We start from the raw sequence: 24972 nt of genomic DNA, 5'->3' as shown, positions 1-24972 counted from the left end.
TCGTTTGCTTGATGTGGGGCAGGGTTCATCTGGAAACCACGATCCCCTGTGTAGGAGCGAGCTTGCTCGCGATGAATTCGAAGGCAACGCATTTTTCCAGGCAGCACGCGTCACCGTTCACGTCCATCGCGAGCAAGCTCGCTCCTACAGTGGTCAGTGCTCCGGCCAACAAAAAAGGCGACCCGCAGGTCGCCTTTTTCATTCAGCCAGCGTTGATCAGAATTCGTGATCAGCGTTGTCCGGGTTCAGGTCGTTGATGCCCAGTTTGCCAGCGGCGGCTTCGATCGAACCGGTCTGCTTGACCAGCGACGCGATGGCGTCACGGACGATCTGGTTGCCCGCGGTGTTGCCGGCAGCGATCAACTGGTCGTAGTGCTCACCCTTGTTGGCGTGATCAACCATCAGCTGGATCTTGGCTTCGGTGGCGGCCAGGTCGGCTTTCAGCGCGGTGTCGGCAGCCGGGTCGGCCTTGGCCACCAGGGACGACAGGCTGGCGCCAGTCATTTTGGTGCCGTCGACACGGGTGTATTCACCCAGATACACGTTACGAATGCCCTTGGCATCGTAGAAGTGCGAGTTGTGAGTGTTGTCGCTGAAGCAATCCTGTTCGTCTTCCGGGGAGTTGGCTTCCAGGGAAACCTTCATGCGCTCGCCCGCCAGTTCACCCAGGGACAGGCTGCCCATGCCGAACAGCATTTTGCGCAGGCCGGACTCAGCCGGTTCCGCTTCCAGGGTGGCGCGGTAGTTGTCGGCCACGTTCGGCTTCCAGTTGCCGACCATTTCTTCCAGGTCGCTGACCAGCAGCTGGGTCACGGACTTCAGGTAGGCACGACGACGGTCGTTGTGGCCGCCGGTAGCGCCTTTGCCTTCCAGGTAGTCCGAGGCCGGACGGTTGCCGGCGCCTGGGCCGGTGCCGTTCAGGTCCTGGCCCCAGAGCAGGAATTCGATGGCGTGGTAGCCGGTGGCGACGTTGGCCTCGGAACCGCCCAGCTCGTTCAGGCTGGCGAGTTTTTCCGGGGTGATGTCTTTGACATCGACCTTGTCTTCGCCGATCTGCACTTCAGTGTTGGCGATGATGTTGGCGGTAGCACCCGGGTTGCCAAGGGCGTGTTCGTAGGATTTGTCGACGTAGTCGATCAGGCCTTCGTCCAGCGGCCAGGAGTTCAACTGACCTTCCCAGTCATCAATGATGGTGTTGCCGAAGCGGAACACTTCGCTCTGCAGGTAAGGCACGCGAGCGGCAACCCAGGCAGCCTTGGCGGCTTTCAGAGTGTCGGCGTTCGGCTTGGCGAGGAAGGCGTCGATGGCGGTTTGCAGGGTCTTCGCGGTGGATTCGGCATCGCTGTAGACGGCGAAAACCATGTCGGCGTAGTGAGCGACAACGGCTTTGCCGGCGGCTTCGTCGACTTTACCGGCAGCGGCAGGCGCAGCGGCTGGAGCAGCCGGGGCAGCCGCAGTGCTGGCAGCTGGCGCAGGCGCGGCAGCTTTGTCTTTGTCTTTGCCTTCGCCGCAACCGGCGAGGGAAATAGCGATGGCCAACAGACTGGCGGTAGCCAGAGGCATACGAATCATGGCGAACATCCTGCTTCGATAGAGGGTGGAGTCGTGCTATGCGCACGCAAAACTGCGACATAATGCAAATCTTTCGCATTATGTGTAAAGGGTTGTACCTGGAAATATTTCTTATTCACAGAGTGAGGATCGCAACTCTGTAGGAGCGAGCTCGCTCGCGATGAACCTGAGAACAACGCGCTCATCCAGAATGAGCGCGTTATCGTTCACGACCATCGCGAGCAAGCTCGCTCCTACAGACGGGGCGGGGTTTTTTTACAAAATAGCGGCGTTACTGCGTTGGGCCTGCTTCAGGTACAGACCCAGTTCCCGTGCCGGCAACGGCTTGCTGTAGTGATAGCCCTGACCTTCGTGGCAGCCTTCGGAAATGATGTAGGCCTCTTGCTCGGCGGTTTCCACGCCTTCGGCGATCACCTGCATGCCCAGGCTCTTGCCCAGCTGGATGATGGCGCGAACGATGGTCGCATCGTCGTCGTCATCGAGCAGGTCCTGAACGAAGCTCTTGTCGATCTTGATCTTGTCCAGCGGCAGGCTTTTCAGGTAGCTCAAGGATGAATAGCCGGTTCCGAAGTCATCGATGGCGATCAGCGCGCCGGATCGACGCAGGCTGAGCAGGTGCTGGGCCGCCGTGCTGATGTCTTCCATCAGGCCGGTTTCGGTGACTTCCAGCTCCAGGCTGCGCGGCGGCAGGCGGTACATCTGCAGCAGGTTGTTGACCACCCGGGGCAGTTCGGCGTGGTGCAATTGAACCGTGGACAGGTTTACCGCCATGCGCAGGTCGCTGAAGCCCTGGTCATGCCACTCGCGTAGTTGTTTGCAGGCCTGGTCCAGCACCCATTCGCCGATGGCAATGATGGTGCCGTTCTGTTCGGCCAGCGGGATGAACAGGTCTGGCGGCACCAGGCCGTGCTCGGGATGTTGCCAGCGAATCAGGGCTTCGACGCCCACCACGCGGTTGTCGCGGTAGCTGATCTGCGGCTGGTAGACGAGGTAGAACTGATTGCGGATCAGCGCATCGCGCAGGTCTTTTTCCAGTTCGCGGCGGCGGCGCATTTCGGTGTCGACGCTGGCGATATAGAACTGATAGCGGTTGCGCGAGCGGGTCTTGGCCAGCGTCATGGTCTGCTCGGCCTTTTGCAGCAACTTCTCGGTGCTGTTGCCGTCCTCGGGGAACAGGGTGATGCCGATGGTGGCACGCAGGCGAATCTCCTGATGATCGAGGGCGAACGCCGCCTCCAGATCATCGAGAATGCTTTGCGCCAGTTCGGCGGCTTCATAGGGTTGCTCGATATCGGCCTGGACCAGGGCGAACTGGTCGCCACCGAGGCGGGCAAGGGCTCCCAGGCGACCGCTATGACCGCGCAGGCGATCGGCCAGGGCCAGCAGCAACTGGTCGCCGGTCTGGTAGCTGAACTGCTCGTTGATGCCCTTGAAGTCATCGAGGCCGACACACAACACCGCCACCCGGCGCTGTAGCCTGCCGGCGTCTATGAGGATCTTGTCCAGCTGCTGCTGCAATTGCTGCCGGTTCGGCAGCCCCGTCAGGAAATCGTATTGGGACATGCGCAACAGGCTGTTTTCCGCTTCGTGGCGCAGGTGGGTATTGCGTTCGATGGATTCGAGCAACTGGTTGGCGGTGTTGATCCAGATGCCCAGTTCGTTTTTCTCGTGACCCTTGAGCAGCGGAATCTTGTGTTCGCTGGGACGGTCCGGATTGATTTCCGTGAGGTGCTCGATGATCCGTGACAGCGGCTTGGTCAGCAGCCAGTGATAGACCAGATACAACACCAGCCCCATGGCGAGCGCACGCAGTACGCCGGAGATGAAGATGATCACCGAGCTGATAATGAAACCCTGACCATAGGTGGCGGTATCGAGGGTGATGCTCAGGTCGCCGTAGTACTCGCTGTAAGGCCCGCGACCGACCAGTTGGGTGGTGAAGGTGCGTTCCTTGCCAAGAATCAGGTCGGTCAGCCAGCGACTGTGGGATTGCTGCAACTCACGGGTTTTTTGCGCAAGCATGGCTTCGTTGGGATGGCCGATGGAAGCCTGGCGCACGGCGGCGTCCTGAAACAGGCCTTCGATCACCTGCATACCCATTTCCCGGTCGAGGCTATAGACAGCCTGGGTCGAGGGGTCGCGAAACATGTCGAGGATGCGCTCGGCATCGCTGGCAACAGCCTGACGTGTTTTATAGGCATCGAACACGATCTGCGCGCAGCTCAAGATCACGCCTACGATCAATGCCGACAGGAGTACGACCCGAAGCAACTTCACCGACAAGCTGTTCTTGAGTTCCAGCTTCAAAGGGTTATTCCTTGTTCCGTGCGGGTAGCATCAAGTTGCCATGAGTATTGGCAATCCCGTGATGGCAGTCAAAGGGACAATCATCCTTGGGGGATTTTGCCCGCAGCTTGGCCGATTTGCAGTTGTCTTGACGAGTTTGCCTATTAGCACTGTGTCGGTTGTCGAGTCCTTCAACTTGAGGGGCGGGGTGGAGATATTTTCCTTTTGTTTGATGTTAGTCGGCAGTGGCGGTGGAGCAAGGGGCGGGAGGCTGGTTTCATCTTGGGATATTGGCTTCGTGCGGGTTTTTGGGGGGGCATATCCATTGCTGCGGTAACGGCGGCTGGCGGTTTCGCCCTTACGGCGAGTCCCTTTTGGCAAACGCCCCAAAAGGAACCAAAAGGTCTCGCCCCTTACGTACGGCCCCTCGCTTAGGCTCGGGGTTCCTTCGCTCCGGTATTCATCCGGGGGCATTGCCCTCCGGTCGGCTGCGCTCGACCTGCATGCAATGGGTTCGACTGCGTCGAACGGCGCTGCGCGCCCATCCCCGGATGAACACCTCCGCTCAGCCTGCCGAGGGGGCGGGTGGATCAAGATCAAGAGCGGCAGGCGAGCTAACGCTCGGCCCTGTAGGAGCGAGCTTGCTCGCGATGGACGTTAACGATGACGCGGGCTGCCTGAATGCCCGCGGTGTCCTGGCGTTTTTCGCGAGCTTGCCCGCGAAGACGGCGGGACAGTCGACATTGCACTTTCAGCCACACCCCAACATATCGTTTCCACACGCCCGCGTGGGAGTGCGGCCATGGATGCTCCGCGTTACGTTTTTGGCGTTAGCGCGGTGTAGGAAAGCGCCAGAAGTTTCCCACGCAGTTTTCAGGTTGTCCGTCGGAAGCGGGCTGAATAACCTTTGGTGATCGCTGAAATGCTTCAGCGATCGGGCGTGAGAACCCGCAAGAGAGTGTTAATCCAGCGCCAGTACCACCATAATTGCCGCCAGCTTTTCCGCTGCCAGCAATGCTTTATGGCGGCTGTGTGCGGGCAGACCCAGGTCTGGCCGGATTGCTCTCTTGCCGGTTTCTCACTCCGCACATAGCTGCCACCTCTTCGTCCGCGTGAGAAACGGCGAGAGATGGCTCCAATCGATAAGGAGCATATTTTGGATAAGTTAATCCCCGATCCCCCCAGCAACACCACCAAACCCTACAGCCCCCGCACCATGTTCACGATCGTCCCCGACATGGACACTGAAAGCCTCCTCGCCCACGCCTGTGAATCACTGGCTTCAGCCAATGTCATGGCGAGTGATTTCGCCACCTGCCTGACTGGCCCCCAGCGCAACACGGCGCTGGCTATTGCGCAGATCGTCATGTTGGCGGAGCTGGCGGTGAATCGCGCGCTGGATAACCTCGATCCGCAGTAGTTGGCCGACTGACCGCGTTATCGTTCTTCGCGAGCAAGCCCGCTCCCACAGGTCACCACCGAGCCAGTGGGAGCGGGCTTGCTCGCGAAGGCGGCGCAACGATCGCCACCGTCCCTTTGCTCATATTCCTTCCATAAAAAAACCCGGCAAAAGCCGGGTTTTTTGACTGGCATCGAGCTTAAGCGGTGAAGGTTTTGCCTTCGAACTGCTCAGCCACGAATTTCCAGTTGACCAGGTTCCAGAACGCTTCGACATACTTCGGACGCAGGTTGCGGTAGTCGATGTAGTAAGCGTGTTCCCAGACGTCGCAGGTCAGCAGCGGGGTGTCGCCGTTGGTCAGCGGGTTGCCGGCGCCGATGGTGCTGGCCAGGGCCAGGGAACCGTCAGCCTTCTTCACCAGCCAGCCCCAACCGGAACCGAAGGTGCCGATGGAAGTCTTGCTGAACTCTTCCTTGAACTTGTCGAACGAACCGAAAGCCGCGTTGATGGCTTCAGCCAGTGCGCCGGTTGGTTGGCCGCCGGCGTTTGGCGCCAGGCAGTTCCAGTAGAAAGTGTGGTTCCAGACCTGAGCGGCGTTGTTGAAGATACCGCCCGAGGAAGTCTTGACGATTTCTTCCAGGGTCTTGCCTTCGAACTCGGTGCCTGGCACCAGGTTGTTCAGGTTCACGACGTAGGTGTTGTGGTGCTTGTCGTGGTGGTATTCCAGGGTTTCCTTGGAAATGTGCGGCTGCAGGGCGTCGTGTGCGTAAGGCAGCGGCGGCAATTCGAAAGCCATGATGATTCTCCTAATCAGGTCAGTTGCGGTGAGCGCAAGGCCGATCACGGGCGGCCAGACAAGCGCCGGGGAGTTTGTACTCTTTGCGGCGCAGGGAGTCGGATCATAGCACCGGGGGGGCGGCATAACCACGCAACAACTGTGTGGAATAGAGGTTGTGCGAATCAGATGGCCGCGATCAACTGGAACGCTACGGCAAACATCATCACCGCCACCAGCAGATCGAGAATTCGCCAGGTACCTGGGCGGGCGAGCCACGGTGCCAGCCAAGCCGCACCGAGCGCCAGGGTGAAGAACCACAGCAGCGAGGCACTGGCCGCGCCCACGACATAAGCGCCCGGTTCGGTTTGTTGTGCGCCCAGGGAGCCGATCAGCAAAACGGTGTCCAGGTAAACGTGCGGGTTGAGCAACGTCACCGCCAGTGCACTGAGCATTACCGCCCGCAGCGAGCGTACGGTCTGGCTTTCGCCCTGCTCAAGGCTCTGTTTCGAAAAGGCCCGGCGCAGTGCCTGGCTGCCGTACCACAACAGAAACGCTGCGCCGCCCCAGCGGGCAATCGCCAACAGTGTCGGATTTTGTGCCAGTACCGTCGCCAGTCCGAATACCCCGGCCGCCACCAACAGGGCGTCGCAGGCCACGCAGAGGGCCGCTACCGGCAAGTGATGTTCACGTCGCAGGCTTTGCGCCAGGACAAACGCATTCTGGGTGCCGATCGCCATGATCAGGCCGAAGGCCACGAGCAGCCCGTTCATATAACTTTGCCACATGATTGCTTACTCCGCGTTGGCTGCCAGGTCCCGCAGTACTTGCAGGGCGCGGTCGGCGTCGGCCTGGCCGACAAACAAATGGTCGTGGTAGTAGCCGGCAATCACGTTGCAGCTGATGCCGGCCTTGCCCAATGCCGTGGCGAACGCGGCGGTCAGGCCGACCGCTTCGAGGGCCGAATGCACGTTCAAGGTGATCCAGGCGGCGATGTAGTCGAAGCTGAATCCGGCTTTTTCGGCACGGGAACGTTCGAGAATCACCGTCAGGCCTTCCTGCTCGCGGAAGCTGCCGACAACCTCCAGGTCCGCAGGCAATTTGCCGTCGCGCAGGGTGCAGAACACATATTCGCCAGCGTTGAGTTGCGGGCTCATGCTGCGCAGCAGCGTTGCCAATGATGTTTCGCCAGCCATGTGGGTGATCCTTGTTCAAGAGTTCTTGCTGGTCATTGTCCTTGCGAAGGTTGTATAAGAAAAACAAATCATGCTGATCGCTCATTAGGAAAACTGATGTTCGACTATAAATTGCTTTCCGCCCTGGCCGCCGTCGTCGAACAGGCCGGTTTTGAACGGGCGGCCCAGGTGCTGGGCCTTTCGCAATCGGCGATTTCCCAGCGCATCAAGCTGCTGGAAGCACGGGTTGGCCAACCGGTGCTCGTGCGTGCCACGCCGCCAACGCCGACGGAAATCGGTCGACGGTTGCTCAACCACGTGCAACAGGTGCGATTGCTTGAACGGGATTTGCAAAGCCTGGTGCCGGCGCTGGATGAAGAGGGCCTGCCGGAGCGCCTGCGGATCGCCCTGAACGCCGACAGCCTGGCCACTTGGTGGGCGCAAGCCGTGGGAGCATTTTGCGCGGAGCAGCATCTGTTGATGGACCTGGTGGTCGAAGACCAGACCGTGGGCCTCAAGCGCATGCGCGCCGGTGAAGTGGCGGCCTGTGTCTGCGCCAGCGAGCGTCCGGTGGCGGGCGCGCGCAGCGTGCTGCTGGGGGCGATGCGTTACCGTGCGCTGGCCAGCCCCGCCTTTATTGCCCGGCATTTTCCGCAAGGCGTACGTGCCGATCAGTTGGCCCGAAGCCCGGCGTTGGTGTTTGGCCCGGACGATTTCCTGCAGCATCGTTATCTGGCGTCCCTCGGCGTCGAGGGTGGTTTCGAACACCATTTATGCCCGTCGTCGGAAGGCTTTATCCGTCTGACGGAAGCCGGGTTGGGCTGGGGTCTGGTTCCGGAACTGCAGGTACGCGAGCAACTTGAAAGGGGGATATTGCAGGAACTGCTGCCAGATAAGCCAATCGATGTGCCGCTGTACTGGCATCATTGGCGTAATGGCGGGCAGTTGCTGGGGCTGCTCACCGATCAATTGGTACGCGCCTCGAAGCAATGGCTGGTGCCCTTGGACTGACGCGCAGCGTCAAGACCTCACGTAATACGCAAAACGAAATATTCGGAGCAATTCATGAAGATTCTGGTTACCGGCGCAAGCGGCTTCATCGGCGGGCGCTTTGCGCGTTTTGCCCTGGAGCAGGGCCTGGACGTGCGGGTCAACGGTCGCCGGGCCGAGAGTGTGGAGCATCTGGTGCGCCGCGGAGCCGAGTTCGTCCAGGGCGATTTGAGCGACCCGGAGCTGGCACGCGAACTGTGTTCGGACGTCGAGGCCGTGGTGCATTGCGCCGGTGCCGTGGGTTTATGGGGACGTTATCAGGATTTCCATCAGGGCAACGTCCAGGTCACCGAGAACGTGGTCGAAGCCTGCCTGAAACAACGGGTTCGGCGCCTGGTGCATTTGTCGTCGCCGTCGATCTACTTCGATGGTCGCGATCACCTGGCCTTGACCGAAGAGCAGGTGCCCAAGCGCTTCAAACACCCCTATGCCGCCACCAAGTACCTGGCCGAGCAAAAAGTCTTCGGTGCCCAGGAGTTCGGTCTGGAAACCCTGGCCCTGCGCCCGCGTTTCGTCACCGGGGCCGGCGACATGAGCATCTTCCCGCGCCTGTTGAACATGCAGCGCAAGGGGCGCCTGGCGATCATCGGCAACGGTCTGAACAAAGTCGATTTCACCAGTGTGCAAAACCTCAACGAGGTGTTGCTCAGCAGTTTGCTGGCCAGCGGTTCCGCGCTGGGCAAGGTGTACAACATCAGCAATGGCGCGCCGGTGCCGTTGTGGGACGTGGTCAATTACGTCATGCGCAACATGGAAGTCCCACAGGTCACCCGCTACCGTTCCTACGGCCTGGCTTACAGCGTGGCGGCGCTCAACGAGGGTGTGTGCAAGTTGTGGCCGGGGCGTCCCGAACCGACACTGTCGCGTCTGGGCATGCAGGTCATGAACAAAAATTTCACCCTGGACATCAACCGCGCCCGGCATTATCTGGATTACGATCCCAAGGTCAGCCTCTGGACCGCGCTCGATGAATTCTGTGGCTGGTGGAAGGCTCAGGATGTTCGCTGACGTTCGCTTAACCCCCCTTACTGAACCGGATACAGGGCTTCAGGGTCAATGGTTACGGCTGTGGGGTTTATACTGCGCGGCATAAAGCCATTATGTGATTGACTAAGGTTGACTCAATGTCCATGCGTAACGATGCCAACGACGACTTCGATGATGTACCGAGCCTGCGTGCAGACGTTCTCGATGACGATTTTCCGCCCACTGCCCGCACGGCCGTGCAATCGCGCACGACGCCGGTGGTGAAGGTCAAGGCGGCGGGTACCGGTGCCCTGTGGGCATTGGTCGGGGCGTTGTTCTTCGCATTCGCGGGCCTGGGCTGGTGGAGCTTTCAGCAGATTTCCCTGATGGAACAGCAACTGGTGGCGACCCAGGAGAGCTTTGCGCGAATCAGTGAAGAAGCGGCAGGGCGCCTGCAGGATATTTCCGGAAAGGTTGTTGCCAGCCAGACCAGTGTCACCACCGACAGCGAGGCCCTGAAGCTGCAAATCCGCCAGCTGGAAAGCAAACTCCAGGACCAGAACGCCCAGCAGCAAGGTGTTGCCGGCCAGGCCTCGGACCTGGACAAGCGACTGGCGCAAATGACTGCGCAATCCACAGAGCTGGACAAACGTCTGGCGCAGTTGACTGCCCAGAACAACGAACATCAGACAGCCAATACTCAGTTGCAGGCCCAGGTCAAAGCCTTGAACGCTGAATTGGCCGCCCTGAAAAGTGCCCCGTCCGACTCGGAAAAACTCGATGCACAGCTGAAGAGCCTGGGCGCCGATATCACCGCGCTGAAGAAACAAGGCAACCCGAGCGCTGCCATCGAGCGTCTCGAGCAAGACATGATCGTGCTCAAGAGCGAGCAGGACAACCGTCCGGCGGTCACACAGGGCTCGAGCAATACCGCCGAGTTCGATGCGTTCCGCAGCCAGGTCACCCGCAACATCAATACCCTCCAGGCGCAGATCCAGAACCTTCAGCAGCAACTGCGCGCCCGGCAGTAATGTAGAGCGCAAGCATGTCGACTATCAGCGCGTCGGCCAGAGGACTCTGAGGAAGGTCGGGTACTTTCTGGTGCCGGTCGGGTATTACAGCCCTTGAATCGTAGTGACTGTCAGATCGCCTTCGCGAGCAAGCCCGCTCCCACATTAGACCGAGTTCTTCATGAGTACGCGGTCTAATGTGGGAGCGGGCTTGCTCGCGAATACAGGCGACGCGGTCTACCTAGCGAACCTTGTCCTCGCGCCCGCGCAACAGCATGTTCGGCATGACAATCGCTGCCGCCAGCCCCAGCAACGACACCATCGCGCTGACCGTCAGCAAGTGCCGGAACGTCAACAGCAACTCGGCACGCAAGGCGTCCTGCGCGTCACCCGGTGCGGCGTTCAAGCCGTCGAGCAGCACATTGCCTGAACTGCCCTCGACGATCAGTGACGAGCCGGCCAGGTGCGCAAAACTTGAGCCCTGCAACAACGCCAACAGCAGCGCCGACATCAACGCCACACCCACGGCACCACCCAGCGAACGGAAGAGGTTGGTGGTGCTGGTGGCGACGCCGATGTCCCGTTGCTCCACCGAGTTCTGCGTGCCGACCAATGACGTCGGGAACTGCATGCCGGAGGAAATCCCGCAGAGCAACATGAACAGGCTGCTCACGACGAATGCCTGCGGTGGGCTGAACGCCATGCCAATAATTGCGATGGGCATCAGCGCAGCGCCGGTGAGGATCATCGGTTTGTAGCGTCCGGTCACGGAAGTGCGGCGGCCGGCGAAATACGCGCCAATCGGCAAGCCCATGGCCAGCGGCAACAGATGCAGGGCGGCACTGTCGGCACCAGCGCCGGTCACGCTCTGGAAGCGCAATGGCATCAGCACAATCAGCGAGATGGCCTGGAAACTGGTGAAAAAAATCGTGCACCAGCACAGGATCGCATTACGGTTGGCGAACAGATGCATGGGCAGCAAGGGCTCCCGTGCCCGCCGCTCGTGAACGACAAACAGCCCCAGCACCAGCACCGCACACGCGAGCAACGCCAGCACTTCGGGGCTGCGCCAGGAATGGCCCTGACCGACCTGCGTGATACCCAGCAACAACGCCGTCAGCCCGATGATCATCAACACGGTGCCCAGGTAATCGATAACCGGTTTGCGTTGCGGAATCGGCAGGCCGACCAGTGTGCGATTAGCCACCAGCCAGGCGCCCAGGCCCAGCGGCAGGTTGATCAGGAACACCCAGCGCCAGGACAGGTATTCGGTCATGTAACCGCCGAGCACCGGGCCGGCCACACTGGCCACTGCATACATGCTGCTGAAATAGCCCTGATACCGGCCGCGCTCCCGTGGCGGCACGATGTCACCGATGATCGCCTGGCTTACCGAAATCATCCCGCCGGCCCCGATACCCTGGAAGATTCGCGCCAGTACCAGTTGCTCCATGCTCTGTGCCATGCCGCAGAACACCGACGCCAGGGTGAACAGGCCCATGCCGAACAGCATCAGCTTGCGCCGCCCGTACAGGTCGCCCAGTTTGCCGTAGATCGGCACCGCCACGGTCATGGCCACCATGTAGCCGGAAATCACCCAGGCCAGCAGGCTGACGTCCTTGAACTGCGCGGAAATGGCCGGCATCGAAACGGCGACGATGGTCTGGTCCAGCGCCCCGAGAAAAATCGCCAGCATCAAGGCGATCAGCACGCTGCGGATGGCGGGTTTGGGCGTTTCAGGCTGGCGGAGATTGGTCACGGGAAAACCTGCGGGCAGTGATTGACCCGCAAGAGGCAAGGCGAGCGGGAATGCTCGCCAGTGTAAGTCGGTAGGAAGCTATTCGATAGCCTCATAAGGAAGCCCGACGTAGTTTTCTGCGATGGTTTTTCGACCCGCCTCGGAGTCGATGAAATATTCCAGCTCCGATTCGGCAATGCGCTGGCTGAAGGCATCGTGGTCGTCGAAACGGTGCAACATCGAAGTCATCCACCAGGAGAAACGCTCCGCCTTCCACACCCTGCGCAGACAAATTTCGGAGTACTTCTCCAGCAAATCGACGCGATCTTCGCGGTAAACCTTGAGCAGAATGTTGAACAGGGTACTGACATCACTGGCTGCCAGATTCAGGCCCTTGGCACCAGTCGGCGGGACGATGTGCGCGGCATCGCCGACCAGGAACATCCGCCCGTACTGCATCGGTTCGACCACGAAGCTGCGCAGCGGCGCGATGCTCTTTTCGATGGACGGCCCCGTGACCAGTCTGTCCGCCAACGCTTGCGGCAATCGTGACTTGAGTTCGTCCCAGAAGCGTTGGTCCGACCAGTTTTCGACATGATCGCTGGTGGGCACCTGGAGGTAATAACGGGTGCGTGTCGACGAACGCATGCTGCACAGGGCGAAACCGCGCTCATGGCGGGCGTAGACCAGCTCATCGTGGACCGGCGGGGTATCGGCCAGAATCCCCAGCCAGCCGAAGGGATAGATCCGTTCGAAGATTTTCAGGCTGTCGGCGGGAATCGATTGCCGCGCCACTCCATGGAAGCCGTCGCAACCGGCGATGTAGTCGCAATCGACTCGCCAGGTCTCACCGTCCTTTTCAAAAGTGACAAACGCTTCATCGGTTTTCAGGCCGTGGGGGACGACGTTTTCGGCTTGATAAATCGTCTGCGCGCCGGCCTCCCGACGAGCGGCCATCAGGTCGCGGGTGACTTCGGTCTGGCCGTAGACCATCACGGTTTTGCCACCCGTCAGGGCGTGCAGATCGATGTGTACCCGGCGCCCGTCGAGGGCCAGTTCAAAGCCGCCATGCACCAGTCCCTCGGCGTCCATGCGCTGGTTTACGCCGGCCTGACGCAACAGCTCTACCATGCCTTGCTCAAGCACGCCGGCACGGATTCGGCCGAGTACATAGTCCGGGGTCTGACGTTCTAGAATGAGGGTGTCGATGCCGGCGTTGTGCAGCAATTGGCCGAGCAACAAGCCTGAAGGGCCGGCACCAATGATAGCGACCTGGGTTTTCAGTGTTTTCATTGTTTTTATGACTCGCAAGCTTCACGCGACCAGGGCCGGTGAGTGATTTTTATGGATCGAGTGCTTGCATTTTTCCCTTGCGAGTCTGTCAATTGAAGGTGAAAACTGAGCCGATAGCTGTACATTCTGCCAATCGGTGCGATTATCGCCCGTCATCTATTCCGAGGCCTGGATTGAAGTGATGAACAAGCCTGACCTGCCTTCGATTCCGGTGTTCAAGCTCTACGGTGAAAGCCTGGATTGGCCGACCCCGGACTTGCTGCACTGTGAAACCATTTCCAAACGCAGTAGCGAACATCATTGGGAAATCAAACCCCACCGCCACGCTGATTTGTGCCAGTTGCTCTTCGTATTCAAAGGTCAGGCAGAGCTTGAAATCGAAGGCCAGCGTACGCAACTGGTGGAACCGGCGATCCAGATCCTGCCACCGCTGTCAGTGCATGGCTTTCGTTTTTCCGAGGACGTGGAAGGCTTTGTCGTGACCCTCGCCGCGCCGTTGATCGCCCACCTGCAGATGCAACTGGGGCAATCGGTCAATGCCCTGGCACAGGCCGAAAGTTACCCGGCAGGCAAGGACGCCGAGTACCTCAACAGCCTGTTCAGTGCCTTGCAGAACGAGTACACCAGCCATCAACCGGCGCGGGAAATGCTCATGCATTCGCTGGTCAGTGTGATCATGGTGTGGGTCAGCCGCCAGGTGATCCAGCGTCGCACCGCCATGGCGCGACCGCAGCGGGCCCGGGAATATCTCAACGGCTTTATTCAGCTGGTGGAAGAGACCTATCGCCAGCACGTCAAGGTCGAGGACCTGGCACACCGGCTGGGGATTTCCGTGTCCCACCTCAACGGCACTTGTCGTGAGCTGGCGGGGCAACCGGCGTTGCAGATCGTGCACGAACGGCAGTTGCTGGAGGCCAAGCGTTTGCTGACCTACACCAGCATGACCATTTATGAAATGTCCGACGTGTTGGGGTTTTCCGATCCGACCAATTTCACGCGCCTGTTCCGGCGTCGTGTGGGGATTTCGCCCAAGGCGTTCCGCGACCGCTTGAAAGCCGATCAGGGCAACGAAGCCTGACCCCCTTCGTTACCGGAGGGCATCGAGGGTGGCGTTGTGGGGAACGCAGTGCTCGAAGTTGCAGGTTGCGTAATCACGGGGCAGGTTGCGCAATTGCTCGACGCGCCAGGCTGCAGCGCCATAAAGCCCGAGCGTGACCGCGCAGGTGATGAAGATCGCGAGGTATCTTCTCGTTTTGATGTTCATGGCGTTGACCTCTGAACGAATACCTTTCGGTATTACTTTGAGCATAGGTCAGCGCCTGTGAGTTACCAGCCATGACACGCCATTCAGACCACTGATGACTTCCACTTGTGGGAGCGGGCTTGCTCGCGAAGGCGATATTTCATGCGCAAAATTTGCATTGGATGTACCGACCTCTTCGCGAGCAAGCCCGCTCCCACAAGTGATCCGGTTACAGGCCGATATCCCATTGTGGTTCTTCCGGAAATCTAAGCACCAGAAAATCCAACAAGCTGCGCAATGCCGCCGGCATGTGCTTGCGCGATGCATACACCGCATACACGTTCATTTTCCGGGGTTCGGCCATCGGCAGCAGGCGAATCAATTCGCCGCTGTGGATGTGTACGCCGGCCTGGTACGTGGGCAGCATCGACACCCCGGCGCCGGCGAGCGTTGCGCGCAAAAGCGTGCTGGCCTCGTTGGCGCTGATGTTGCCCTGCACCGGTACTGAAACCTGTTCGCCGTCCTGCTCGAAATGCCAGAGGCTTTTGCCGAAGTAGGAATGGGTCAGGCAGTTGTGCAGGCTCAGGTCCTCGACCCGTTGCGGTGCCGGGTGCTCGCGCAGGTAAGCGGGGGACGCGCAGATCACCGAGCGACAAACCGTAAGGCGACGGGCGATCAGGTTCGGGTCCAGGTCGTTGCTGGTGCGGATCGCCAGGTCGATGCGCTCATCCACCAGGTTCACGGTGCGATCGAGCATCTGCATGTCGATGCTGACGCCGGGGTAGCGTCGCACATAGGCGACCATGGCATCGGCCAGTTGCGCCTGGCCGAAGGAGGTGCTGACGCTGATCCGCAGCAGGCCGCGCGGTGCGTCATCCGGTTCGCTGACGGCGGCTTGCATGTCGCTGGACAAATCGAGCATCTGCCGGCAGCGGGGCAGGATTTCGGTGCCGGCGGCGGTCAGGCTCAATTTGCGTGTGGTGCGGTGCATCAGGCGTGCGCCGACCCAGTCTTCCAGTTCCGCCAGATACCGCGATACCACCGGCCGTGACAGCTCCAGATGATCGGCGGCGGCCGACTGGCTGCCGAGGTCGACCACCGTGACGAACACGCGCATTGCTTGAAGACGATCCATGATTTGCCCGCTTTCAGAAACAAACTATGTTCAAGCATCGCATTTTTTGTACTGAGTCAGGCAACTAAGCTCTGTTCCTCTGTAGGAGCGAGCTTGCTCGCGATGGACTCGAAGACGCCGCGTATAACCGGTATCCCGCGTTATCGTTAACGACCATCGCGAGCAAGCTCGCTCCTACAAAAAGGGCATTCGCCTAGCTAGGCATTCGGACAACGGAGCAACAGATGATCGGATTCACCATTCTCAAGCGTGTTTTGCTGGCAAGCGCCGCCCTCGGTTTTGCCGCCCATGCCAGCGCCTCGACCCTGACGCTGGATGTCTACAACCCTGGCGAAAAAGCCATCTTCCCGGTGACCTCGGTGCTGGTCAGCGGCGAAAAGGAAGCGATTCTGGTGGATGCGCAATTCGGCAAGTCCCAGGCCGAACAGGTGGTGGAAAAAATCCGCGCCAGCGGCAAGCAGCTGACCACCATCTACATCAGTCACGGTGACCCGGACTACTACTTCGGCCTCGATACCCTGACGGCCGCGTTCCCCAAGGCCAGGGTCCTTGCTTCGCAGCCGACCGTTGACCACATCCAGCAAACCGTCGACGGCAAACTGGCATTCTGGGGCCCGAAAATGGGTGCCGATGTGCCGGCCAAAACCATCGTGCCGGACGTGCTCAAGGGCGACAGCCTGATCCTCGAAGGGCAGAAGCTGCAGGTGGTGGGTCTTGAGGGCCCGCAGCCGGATCGCAGCTTCGTGTGGATTCCATCGATCAAGGCCGTAGTCGGGGGTGTCGTGGTGGCGCAAAACATCCACGTGTGGATGGCTGACACCCAAACGCCACAGTCCCATGCCGATTGGTTGGCTACGCTGCATTCCATTGAAACCCTGAAACCGCAGACCGTGGTGCCGGGTCATTACCTGGGCGACAGCACGGGTTCATTGGCCTCTGTGCAGTTCACCGCCGACTACATCAAGGCCTTCGATGAAGAAACCGCCAAGGCCAAGGATTCTGCCGCACTGATCGCCGCGATGAAAAAACGCTTCCCGACCTTGGGCGACGAAAGCTCTCTTGAGCTGAGCGCCCAGGTCGCGAAGGGCGAGATGAAGTGGTAACCCATTGAGCTACCCAACCTGTTGGAGAATGTCATGAGCAAAATCGCAATCATCGGGGCCACCGGTCGTGCCGGTAGCCAATTGCTGGAAGAGGCCTTGCGTCGCGGCCACAGCGTTACCGCGATCGCCCGCAACACGGCGAAAATCGGTCAGCGTGACGGTGTGGTCAGCAAAGATGTCGATGCCCTCGATGCCGCGGCCCTGCAAGCAGCCGTCGCCGGTCATGATGTGGTGATCAGCGCCGCGCATTTCTCGACGTTGCCGGCGAGTGCCGTTACCGGGCCGGTGAAAAAGGCTGGGGTCAATCGCTTGCTGGTGGTGGGCGGTGCGGGGTCGCTGTTGTTGCCGGATGGCACTCGGGTGATCGATAGCAAAGGCTTCCCTGAGGCTTACAAGGCAGAGGCCAGCGCCGGTGCCGAATTCCTCGCAAACTTGCGTGAAGAGCGGGATCTGGAGTGGACCTTCTTGTCGCCATCGGCCGAATTTGTCGAGGGCGAGCGCACGGGCAAGTTCCGCGTCGGCAAGGACGATTTGCTGGTGAGCAGCGCAGGGCGCAGCTGGATTACCTTTGCCGACTACGCGATCGCGATGCTCGATGAAGTGGAAGCACCGAAGCATTCGCGGCAGCGGTTTACGGTCGGTTATTGAAGATCACTGATCTCCTGTAGGAGCGAGCTCGCTCGCGATGATCGCCAACGATAACGCTGGGAACCTGATACCCCGCGGTATTCTCAGGTTCATCGCGAGCGAGCTCGCTCCTACAAGGTATTGTTCAGCGCGATTGTGCCTGCTCCACCAGCCAGCCCATCAATTCGCGCAACTTCGGCGAAGGCCCGGGTTTTTCGGGGAATACCAGGTAATACGCCAGCCCGGTTGTCACCTTCAATTCGAATGGCATGACCAGCCGCCCGGCGTTCAGGTCATCGCCGATCAGCGACCAGTCGCCAATCGCCACCCCCGTTCCCTGGGACGCCATCGACATCGCCAGGTCCAGTGTTTCGAAATGCTGACCCTTGCCGACATTGCTCAACTGTACATCCGCGGCTTTCAACCAGGCCTTCCAGTCCCGTTCATCGCGGGTCGGATGCAACAGCAGGTGTTGTTGCAGATCGGCTGGAGTCTGCAGGGGCATCGGGCCTTCGAGCATCGGCCTGGAACACACCGGCGTGAGTTGTTCATCGAAGAGCTTTTGCGACATCAATGAATCGTCCGGCGGTGCGCCGTACATCACCGCCGCATCGAACTGCTCGCGATGAAAATCCACGCCGTGCTTGACTGTGGTGGTCAGTTCCACCGGCACGTCCGGACGCTCCCTTTGCCATTGCAACAGACGCGGCAGCAACCAGCGCATGACGCAGGTCGGAGCCTTGAGCTGCAGGGTTTCGCGCTTCTCGCCGATCTGCTCCACCGCCTCGTCGATCAGGCCGAAAATCTGCTGGACCCGCGGCAGCCATTCCCGTCCTTCGGCTGTCAGGTCCAGGCCTCGCGCCTGACGGATGAACAATTCATAACCCAGAAAATCTTCCAGCCCGGCGATCTGCCGACTCACCGCGCCCTGGGTGATAAACAGCTGTTCGGCAGCACGGGTGAAATTGCAGCACTGCGCGGTAATCAGGAATGTGTGCAGTGCCGGCAGGGGAGGCAGTCGTTTCATTGGGATCCAAGGTATGACGTGAGGACATGGCTAGTATGACTTTTTATCCATTGTTGCGGCTATGTGTCGCCCGTTCCAATGAGGCCATTCCCGGGCCTGCGAATCCATCATAAACACAGCGCATGCCCGGCGTCTCAAACGAACAAGAAGGGCAATGACATGGCGACGTGTGGCGAAGTATTGGTCAAGTTACTCGAAAACTACGGAGTCGAGCAGGTGTTCGGCATTCCGGGGGTTCATACCGTGGAGTTGTATCGCGGGCTGGCCCGTTCGAGCATCAACCACGTCACGCCGCGCCATGAACAGGGCGCCGGCTTCATGGCCGACGGCTACGCCCGCACCAGCGGCAAACCTGGTGTGTGTTTCATCATCACCGGCCCAGGCATGACCAACATCACCACCGCCATGGGCCAGGCCTACGCCGATTCGATCCCGATGCTGGTGATCTCCAGCGTGCAATCGCGCAGCCAGTTGGGCGGCGGTCGCGGCAAGCTGCATGAGCTGCCGAACCAGGGCGCATTGTGCGCCGGTGTCGCGGCCTTCTCCCACACCCTGATGTCGGCATCGGAATTGCCGGGCGTGCTGGCTCGCGCCTTTGCGCTGTTCCAGGCTGGCCGTCCGCGTCCGGTACACATTGAGATTCCGCTGGATGTGTTGGTTGAAGACGCCGACGACCTGCTGACCAGCCTGCCGGTCAACATCGACCGCGCCGGTGCTTCGCCGAGCGCCGTGTCGCGCATGACCGATTTGCTGGCCGGCGCCAAGCGTCCGCTGATTCTCGCCGGCGGCGGTGCAATCGACGCGGCGGCCGAGCTGACCGAGCTGGCCGAGCTGCTGGACGCACCGGTAGCCCTGACCATCAATGCCAAGGGCATGCTCGCCTCCGGCCACCCGCTGCTGATCGGTTCGACCCAGAGCCTGGTCGCCACCCGTGCGCTGGTCGCCGAGGCCGATGTGGTACTGGCCATCGGCACCGAGCTGGCCGAGACCGACTACGACGTGACCTTCGCCGGTGGCTTCGAGATTCCAGGCCAGCTGCTGCGCGTGGACATCGACCCGGACCAGACCGTGCGCAACTACCCGCCGCACGTGGCATTGGTGGCCGACTCGCGCAACGCCGCCCAGGCCTTGCTCAGCGCCTTGTCGCACAAATCCCTGGCCGAGCGCCGCAACGATTGGGGGCAAGTACGCGCCGCTCGTCTGCGTGAAGACCTGGCCGCTACCTGGGACGCACCGACCCTGGCCCAGACCCGTTTCCTGGAAACCGTGCTGCACGAACTGCCGGACGCCGTGTTCGTCGGCGATTCGACCCAGCCGGTGTACACCGGCAACCTGACCTTCAACCCGGAGCGTCCGCGCCGCTGGTTCAACTCGTCCACTGGTTACGGCACTCTCGGTTACGCCTTGCCTGCGGCCATTGGTGCCTGGCTCGGCGGCAGCGTTGAAAACGGCGCTCGTCCTCCCGTGGTGTGCCTGATCGGCGACGGCGGCCTGCAGTTCACCCTGCCGGAACTGGCCAGTGCCGTTGAAGCGCGCACCCCGGTGATCGTGCTGCTGTGGAATAACCAGGGCTACGAAGAGATCAAGAAATACATGGTCAACCGCGCCATCGAGCCGGTCGGCGTGGACATCTACACCCCGGACTTCATCGGAGTGGCCAAAGCATTGGGTTGCGCGGCCGAAGCCGTCAGCAGTGTCGAGCAATTGCGCGGCGCCTTGCGCGTGGCCACCGATCGCCAGGGTCCGACCCTGATTGAAATCGATCAGGCCGAATGGATGCAGGCGGTGTCGAAATGAGTTTCCCGACTACCCTGGATGGCCTGTACATCAACGGCCAATGGTCGGCGGGCAATGAACACCTGCGTGTCATCAACCCGGCGACCGAAGCCCTGTTGACCACGGTGAACGGTGGCGATGAACGCGCGGTCGATCAAGCCGTGAGCGCGGCGACCCAGGCGTTCGCCGCCTGGTCGAAAACCACGGGCGCCGAACGCGCTGCCATCCTGCGCAAAATCGCCGCGGGCGTGCAGGCCAATCGCGAAAAACTGATGCACTTGCAGTCGAGCAACAACGGCAAGCCGCAGTTCGAAGCCGCGATCGACGTCGATGACGTGATCGCCACGTTCGAGTATTACGCCGGTCTGGCCGAAGGCCTGGACGCGAAACAGGACAGTGCCATTGAGCTGCCGAGCGACGACTTCAGCGCTCGCTTGCGCCGTGAGCCGTGCGGTGTGGTTGGTCTGATCGTGCCGTGGAACTTCCCGATGGTCACCACCGCGTGGAAACTCGCCCCGGCCCTGGCCGCCGGTTGCTGCGTGGTGCTCAAGCCTTCGGAAGTGACGCCGCTGCCGGAACTGGAACTGGCGGCAATCATCGCGCAAGCCGGTGTGCCGGCGGGTGTCTTCAACCTGGTGTGCGGCACCGGCCTGGCAGTTGGCGCTCCGCTGTCGGCTGACCCACGCATCGCCAAAGTGTCGTTCACCGGCAGCAATGCGGTCGGCGTGCAGGTCATGCAACGTGCGGCGGAAACCGTCAAGGGCGTGAGCCTGGAACTGGGCGGCAAATCTTCGCTGCTGGTACTGGCCGATGCCGATATCGACCTGGCGGTGGACGTGGCTTGCGGCGGCGGTTTCTTCAACGCCGGGCAAATGTGTTCCGCCACCAGCCGTGTGCTGGTCGCCAATGAGCTGGCCGACGAGTTCCTGACCCGTGTGAAAGCCCGTGCCGAAGCGATTCGCGTGGCCGACCCGTTCGACCCGAACGTGGAAATGGGCGCCCTGGTCAATCAGGCGCAGTACCAGCGCGTGCTCGGTCACATCGATCGTGGTTTGAGTGCCGGCGCCAAACTGGTTTGCGGTGGAAATCGCCCGGCCGACCTGCCGCGCGGATATTTTTTGCAGCCGACAGTCTTCACCGAAGTGCCCCTCGACAGTGCGCTGTGGAATGAAGAGATTTTCGGCCCGGTGATCTGCGTGCGCAGTTTCGCCTCTGAAGCCGAAGCGATTGCCTTGGCTAACGACAGTCAGTTTGGCCTGGTCGCCAGTGTGGTGACGCGCAATGCCGAGACCGCCGACCGCGTCGCCAACGCGTTGCAGGCGGGGCTTGTGTGGATCAACGCACCGCAGGTGATCTTCCCGCAGACCGCCTGGGGCGGCTACAAGCAGAGCAGCATCGGCCGCGAATTGGGGCCGTGGGGCTTGCAGGCTTTCCAGGAAATCAAACACGTGATTCGGGCCGTCTGACGCCTGGCACTGTGTAGGAGCGAGCTTGCTCGCGATGGACGCATGGACGACACGGGCTGTCTGATGCCCCGCATTATCGTTGACGTCCATCGCGAGCAAGCTCGCTCCCACAAGGAAAAGGAGGCATGCGCTGACGTCATGGCTTCAATGAGTTTTTATCGATAGTCAGGTGTTTTACACGACCTCAGGATGAACTCGCTGGCTCAGCCAAGCCCCCGAAAACACAGGGGCTAAAGCTGATCCAGCCGCGCGGATGCAACAGTTTCGACCAGCCTCATACCTACAAAAACAAAGGGAGTCCGTAATGGGCGAGCATGATCTGAACAGACGTCAATTCATCAAGACCGTGGGCGTAGCCTCGGTTGCAGCAGCGGCCATGAGCATGCCGTTCATCAAGGCCAATGCCAGCGATACACGTTTTGCCGGCAAGACCCTGCGTTTGCTGACCTGGTCCGATGACACCGGCCTGGCTGCACTGCGCAACATCGCCGCGACGTTCGAAGACAAGTACGGTTGCAAGGTTATCGCTGACCGCACCGGCAGTACCTCGGAAATGGTCGCCAAGCTCAAGGCCGGCGGTGATCGTCCGCAATACGACATCATCACCCTTGCAGGCGTCGGCGCCGAAGGTCTGGCCGCCGCCAACCTGCTGGAAAAACCCGACCTCAACCGCATTCCCAACCTCGTCGATGTACCGGAAAAGTACCGCACCGGCGCCAATGGCCACGGTATCGGTTACCTGCTGTGGTGCAACAGCCTGGTCTACAGCACCCGCACCCAGAAACAAGCGCCAGACAGCTACGCGGCCCTGTGGGACCCGGAGGTGGCCCCGAACATCTTCCTGCCGCCGCCGAACTGGACCGAGGCCATGGACCTGATCATCATCGCCGCCAAACTGGCCGGTGGTGACGAGCACAACATCGAACCGGGCTTCAAGAAACTCGCCGAGCTGAAAGATCGTGTGGTGACGCTGGGTGAAAACCCGAACCAGATCGCCGAACTGTTCCGCACCGGTTCCCTGGACATGGGCGGTCTGTACGCTCCAGCGTTCTTCCCGAAACAGATCCGCGATCCGAACTACGGCCTGGGCGCCACGTTCGGCATGAAGGAAGGTTTCTACACCGACCTGATGCTGTCGGTGATGCCGAAGAACCGTCCGGGCGATACCGATATGGCCTACGCCTTCATCAACCACTCTCTGGACCCACTGGTGCAGGGCAAGATGGCTGAAGACATCTACAACGGCCCGGTCAACGCCAAGGCGATCATCTCCGCCGAAGCACGCAAGAGTCCGTACATCCTCACGCCGGAGCAGATTGCCGAGAAGGCGATCATGCACGACAACGCCTTCCTGGCGACTGTGCATGACCAGTGGATTCGTCGTTACACGGAAATCTTTTCTTCCTGATCTGTAGGAGCGAGCTAGCTCGCGATGGATGTTAACGATGACGAGGGCTGCCTGAATGAACGTGGCGCCCTCACTTCCTTCGCGAGCTAGCTCGCTCCTACAGGGGATCGGGGTTTACACCCCGCTTCCGTGTGCCATTGATCTTCCATTGACGAGACCCTTTGCTATGGAACACCAACCTCTGACCCATCCGGTGAGTGCCGCCCCCGTGCGCGCTGCTCAGGGTGTTTCGCCAACGGCGCGCGCCTGGTTTTTCCTTTCGCCGTCGATGCTGTTTCTTGGCGTACTGATTGCCGCCAGCCTGCTGGTACTGCGCATGAGCGTGGGCACCAAGGGCGCGGAATGGTCCGGCTTCAGCCTGGCCAGTTACGCCCAGTTGCTGGAACCCTATTACCTCAAATCGCTGATGCTGACCCTGCGCCTGGCGCTGATCAGCGCGGTGATCGCAGTGATTCTGGCGATCCCGGTGGCCTACACCATGTCGCGCCTGACCTCGCCGTTCGTGCGACGGATCTTCCTTGCGGCGGTGCTGCTGCCCTTGCTGGTCAACCTGCTGCTGCAAAGCTACGGCTGGCTGGTGATCCTCGGTCCCGGCGGCATGCTCAACCAGACCCTGATGGGCCTGGGCCTGATCAAGCGCCCGATCATGCTGTTGTACAACCAGAACGGCGTGTTGATGGGCCTGGTGCAAACCGCCTTCCCGCTGGCCGTGTTGCCGATTGCCAGCGCCATGCGCGGTGTCGCTCGCAGCTATGAAGAGGCCGCCGCCACCCTCGGCGCCAGTCGCTTGCAGGTATTCCGCCAGGTGGTATTGCCGATGAGTCTGCCGGGGATCATTACCGGTGCGACCCTGGTGTTCGCCTACAACGCCAGCAGTTTTGTGGTGCCGTTGCTGCTCGGTGGCCGGCGCGTGCCGATGCTGGCGGTGATGGTGCATGACCAGATCGCCCCGCTGATGAACTGGCCCGCCGCATCCGCTGCCGGTGTGGTGCTGATCGTTACCACCCTGGCGATCATGACCCTGTCCGAATACATCACTGGCCGTCGTCGCCGCATGCTGGAGGCTTCGCAATGAGTACCCTGATCAAGAAGCGCCAGTCACTGTTGCCGGGTGATACCGGCAAGTTTGCCGGCATCCTCTCGGGCTTCATCCTGCTGTTGGCGGTGTTGCCGATCCTGACCATGATCGTGATGTCGTTCAGCGGCGCGTCGAACCTCGACTTCCCGCCGAGCAGCTACAGCCTGCAATGGTACAAAGCCGCCTGGCACACCTTTGTGTCACCGGACGCCAGCGACGTCCTGAGCCTCGGCCAGGCCATGAGCACCAGCCTGCTGGTGTCGTGCCTGACCATGATCTTCGCCACGCTGATCGCGGTGCCGGCGGCCTACGCGCTGACCCGTTGCGAGTTCCGCGGCAAGGCCGTGGCGCTGCAACTGATGTCGTTGCCACTGGTGTTCCCGATGGTGGTGTTGGGCCTGGCATTGCTGCTGGTGTTCGACAGCCTGCCGTTCCACATGACTACCTCGCGCCTGGTGATTGCCCACGTGATCCTCGCATTGCCGTTCGTGGTGAAGAACTGCACGGCGGCGATGCTCTCCATCGGCAGCGAAGTCGAGGAGGCCGCGCAGATGCTCGGCGCTTCACCGCTGCGGGCGATTGTCGATGTGGTGGTGCCGTTGATGAAGTCGGGGATCCTGGCGGGCATGCTGCTGGCGTTCATCGTCTCGTTCAACGAGTTCACCGTGACCTACTTCCTCTACACCATCGATGTGATGACCGTGCCGATCTGGATGTACAGCCGCACCGTGTCTTCGCTCGACCCAACCGTATTTTCGTTTGCCGTGCTGATCGTGCTGATCGACTTCGTCCTGATCTGGGCGCTGGAGAAGTTAGTCGGCGAAGGTGGCGTTTCGTTCTAGCTT

Annotated in this window: 22 protein-coding genes; 12 read left to right on the top strand and 10 right to left on the bottom strand. The window is 60.6% G+C overall.

Features of this window, described 5'->3' with window-relative positions:
- Positions 1–216 precede the first annotated feature (216 nt).
- Both AC06G5_RS24485 and AC06G5_RS24480 read right to left on the bottom strand, forming a co-directional pair.
- On the bottom strand, positions 217–1572 hold the full coding sequence (locus tag AC06G5_RS24485; protein WP_413427906.1) for an imelysin family protein: 1356 nt from the start codon (positions 1570–1572) through the stop codon (positions 217–219).
- A 255-nt stretch (positions 1573–1827) separates the two neighbouring features.
- Positions 1828–3879 carry a putative bifunctional diguanylate cyclase/phosphodiesterase gene (locus AC06G5_RS24480; protein ID WP_413427905.1) on the bottom strand — a complete coding sequence of 684 codons (2052 nt, stop codon included), beginning with the start codon at positions 3877–3879 and terminating at the stop codon, positions 1828–1830.
- Between the two features lie 1135 nt (positions 3880–5014).
- Between AC06G5_RS24480 and AC06G5_RS24475 the strand changes: the two genes are divergently transcribed.
- Entirely contained in the window at positions 5015–5278 is a 264-nt protein-coding gene (locus AC06G5_RS24475; RefSeq protein ID WP_413425185.1) for a DUF6124 family protein, read from the top strand.
- Positions 5279–5456: 178 nt separating this feature from the next.
- On the opposite strand, the gene AC06G5_RS24470 is transcribed toward AC06G5_RS24475, so the two are convergent.
- The 3 genes from AC06G5_RS24470 to AC06G5_RS24460 form a co-directional block, all read right to left on the bottom strand.
- Entirely contained in the window at positions 5457–6053 is a 597-nt protein-coding gene (locus AC06G5_RS24470; protein WP_007986065.1) for a superoxide dismutase, read from the bottom strand.
- A 164-nt stretch (positions 6054–6217) separates the two neighbouring features.
- Complete coding sequence (locus AC06G5_RS24465) at positions 6218–6820, bottom strand: LysE/ArgO family amino acid transporter (protein WP_413425187.1); 603 nt, start codon at positions 6818–6820, stop codon at positions 6218–6220.
- A gap of 6 nt (positions 6821–6826) precedes the next feature.
- The gene (locus AC06G5_RS24460) at positions 6827–7228 is read right to left on the bottom strand and encodes an ACT domain-containing protein (protein ID WP_413425189.1); all 402 of its coding nucleotides are present in this window, start codon (positions 7226–7228) and stop codon (positions 6827–6829) included.
- Between the two features lie 96 nt (positions 7229–7324).
- On the opposite strand from AC06G5_RS24460, the gene AC06G5_RS24455 reads away from it, so the two are divergent.
- The 3 genes from AC06G5_RS24455 to AC06G5_RS24445 all read left to right on the top strand — a co-directional run bounded on the left by AC06G5_RS24455 (position 7325) and on the right by AC06G5_RS24445 (position 10254).
- Positions 7325–8218 carry a LysR family transcriptional regulator ArgP gene (locus AC06G5_RS24455; protein WP_413425191.1) on the top strand — a complete coding sequence of 298 codons (894 nt, stop codon included), beginning with the start codon at positions 7325–7327 and terminating at the stop codon, positions 8216–8218.
- 54 nt (positions 8219–8272) lie between these two features.
- Positions 8273–9265, top strand: coding sequence for an NAD-dependent epimerase/dehydratase family protein (locus AC06G5_RS24450; protein ID WP_480458498.1), 993 nt, complete (start codon positions 8273–8275; stop codon positions 9263–9265).
- Positions 9266–9381: 116 nt separating this feature from the next.
- The gene (locus AC06G5_RS24445; protein WP_480458496.1) at positions 9382–10254 is read left to right on the top strand and encodes an ATPase; all 873 of its coding nucleotides are present in this window, start codon (positions 9382–9384) and stop codon (positions 10252–10254) included.
- 220 nt (positions 10255–10474) lie between these two features.
- Here the strand turns inward: AC06G5_RS24445 and AC06G5_RS24440 are convergent, their stop codons facing one another.
- Together AC06G5_RS24440 and pobA are read right to left on the bottom strand one after the other, a co-directional pair.
- On the bottom strand, positions 10475–11992 hold the full coding sequence (locus AC06G5_RS24440; RefSeq protein ID WP_413704080.1) for an MDR family MFS transporter: 1518 nt from the start codon (positions 11990–11992) through the stop codon (positions 10475–10477).
- Positions 11993–12070: 78 nt separating this feature from the next.
- Entirely contained in the window at positions 12071–13255 is a 1185-nt protein-coding gene (gene pobA, locus AC06G5_RS24435) for a 4-hydroxybenzoate 3-monooxygenase (protein WP_413425268.1), read from the bottom strand.
- 190 nt (positions 13256–13445) lie between these two features.
- Between pobA and AC06G5_RS24430 the strand changes: the two genes are divergently transcribed.
- Positions 13446–14342 (top strand): helix-turn-helix domain-containing protein, encoded by an 897-nt coding sequence (locus AC06G5_RS24430; protein ID WP_413425199.1) that lies wholly within the window; start codon positions 13446–13448, stop codon positions 14340–14342.
- A 9-nt stretch (positions 14343–14351) separates the two neighbouring features.
- Here the strand turns inward: AC06G5_RS24430 and AC06G5_RS24425 are convergent, their stop codons facing one another.
- Entirely contained in the window at positions 14352–14528 is a 177-nt protein-coding gene (locus tag AC06G5_RS24425; RefSeq protein WP_413425201.1) for a hypothetical protein, read from the bottom strand.
- 208 nt (positions 14529–14736) lie between these two features.
- Positions 14737–15642 carry a LysR family transcriptional regulator gene (locus AC06G5_RS24420; protein WP_480458494.1) on the bottom strand — a complete coding sequence of 302 codons (906 nt, stop codon included), beginning with the start codon at positions 15640–15642 and terminating at the stop codon, positions 14737–14739.
- Between the two features lie 224 nt (positions 15643–15866).
- Between AC06G5_RS24420 and AC06G5_RS24415 the strand changes: the two genes are divergently transcribed.
- The gene (locus AC06G5_RS24415) at positions 15867–16745 is read left to right on the top strand and encodes an MBL fold metallo-hydrolase (protein ID WP_480458492.1); all 879 of its coding nucleotides are present in this window, start codon (positions 15867–15869) and stop codon (positions 16743–16745) included.
- Positions 16746–16778: 33 nt separating this feature from the next.
- Complete coding sequence (locus AC06G5_RS24410; RefSeq protein WP_413425207.1) at positions 16779–17393, top strand: NAD(P)-dependent oxidoreductase; 615 nt, start codon at positions 16779–16781, stop codon at positions 17391–17393.
- A gap of 124 nt (positions 17394–17517) precedes the next feature.
- On the opposite strand, the gene AC06G5_RS24405 is transcribed toward AC06G5_RS24410, so the two are convergent.
- Positions 17518–18399, bottom strand: coding sequence for a LysR substrate-binding domain-containing protein (locus AC06G5_RS24405; protein WP_413425209.1), 882 nt, complete (start codon positions 18397–18399; stop codon positions 17518–17520).
- A gap of 159 nt (positions 18400–18558) precedes the next feature.
- On the opposite strand from AC06G5_RS24405, the gene AC06G5_RS24400 reads away from it, so the two are divergent.
- The 5 genes from AC06G5_RS24400 to AC06G5_RS24380 all read left to right on the top strand — a co-directional run bounded on the left by AC06G5_RS24400 (position 18559) and on the right by AC06G5_RS24380 (position 24969).
- Complete coding sequence (locus tag AC06G5_RS24400; RefSeq protein WP_413425211.1) at positions 18559–20196, top strand: 5-guanidino-2-oxopentanoate decarboxylase; 1638 nt, start codon at positions 18559–18561, stop codon at positions 20194–20196.
- A complete protein-coding gene (locus AC06G5_RS24395; protein WP_413704085.1) occupies positions 20193–21641 on the top strand; it encodes an aldehyde dehydrogenase family protein in 1449 nt (482 codons plus the stop codon). Before AC06G5_RS24400 ends, AC06G5_RS24395 begins: the two co-directional genes overlap by 4 nt.
- A gap of 304 nt (positions 21642–21945) precedes the next feature.
- Positions 21946–23049, top strand: coding sequence for an extracellular solute-binding protein (locus tag AC06G5_RS24390; protein ID WP_413704086.1), 1104 nt, complete (start codon positions 21946–21948; stop codon positions 23047–23049).
- A gap of 166 nt (positions 23050–23215) precedes the next feature.
- Positions 23216–24124 (top strand): ABC transporter permease, encoded by a 909-nt coding sequence (locus tag AC06G5_RS24385; protein ID WP_057396286.1) that lies wholly within the window; start codon positions 23216–23218, stop codon positions 24122–24124.
- Entirely contained in the window at positions 24121–24969 is an 849-nt protein-coding gene (locus AC06G5_RS24380; protein ID WP_413425216.1) for an ABC transporter permease, read from the top strand. The genes AC06G5_RS24385 and AC06G5_RS24380 overlap by 4 nt, the downstream gene beginning before the upstream one ends.
- Positions 24970–24972 lie beyond the last annotated feature (3 nt).

Source organism: Pseudomonas sp. WT-JTC (assembly GCF_056711565.1).
Note: the sequence above shows the minus strand (reverse complement) of the source record. Positions and strands in the feature narration are given on the sequence as shown.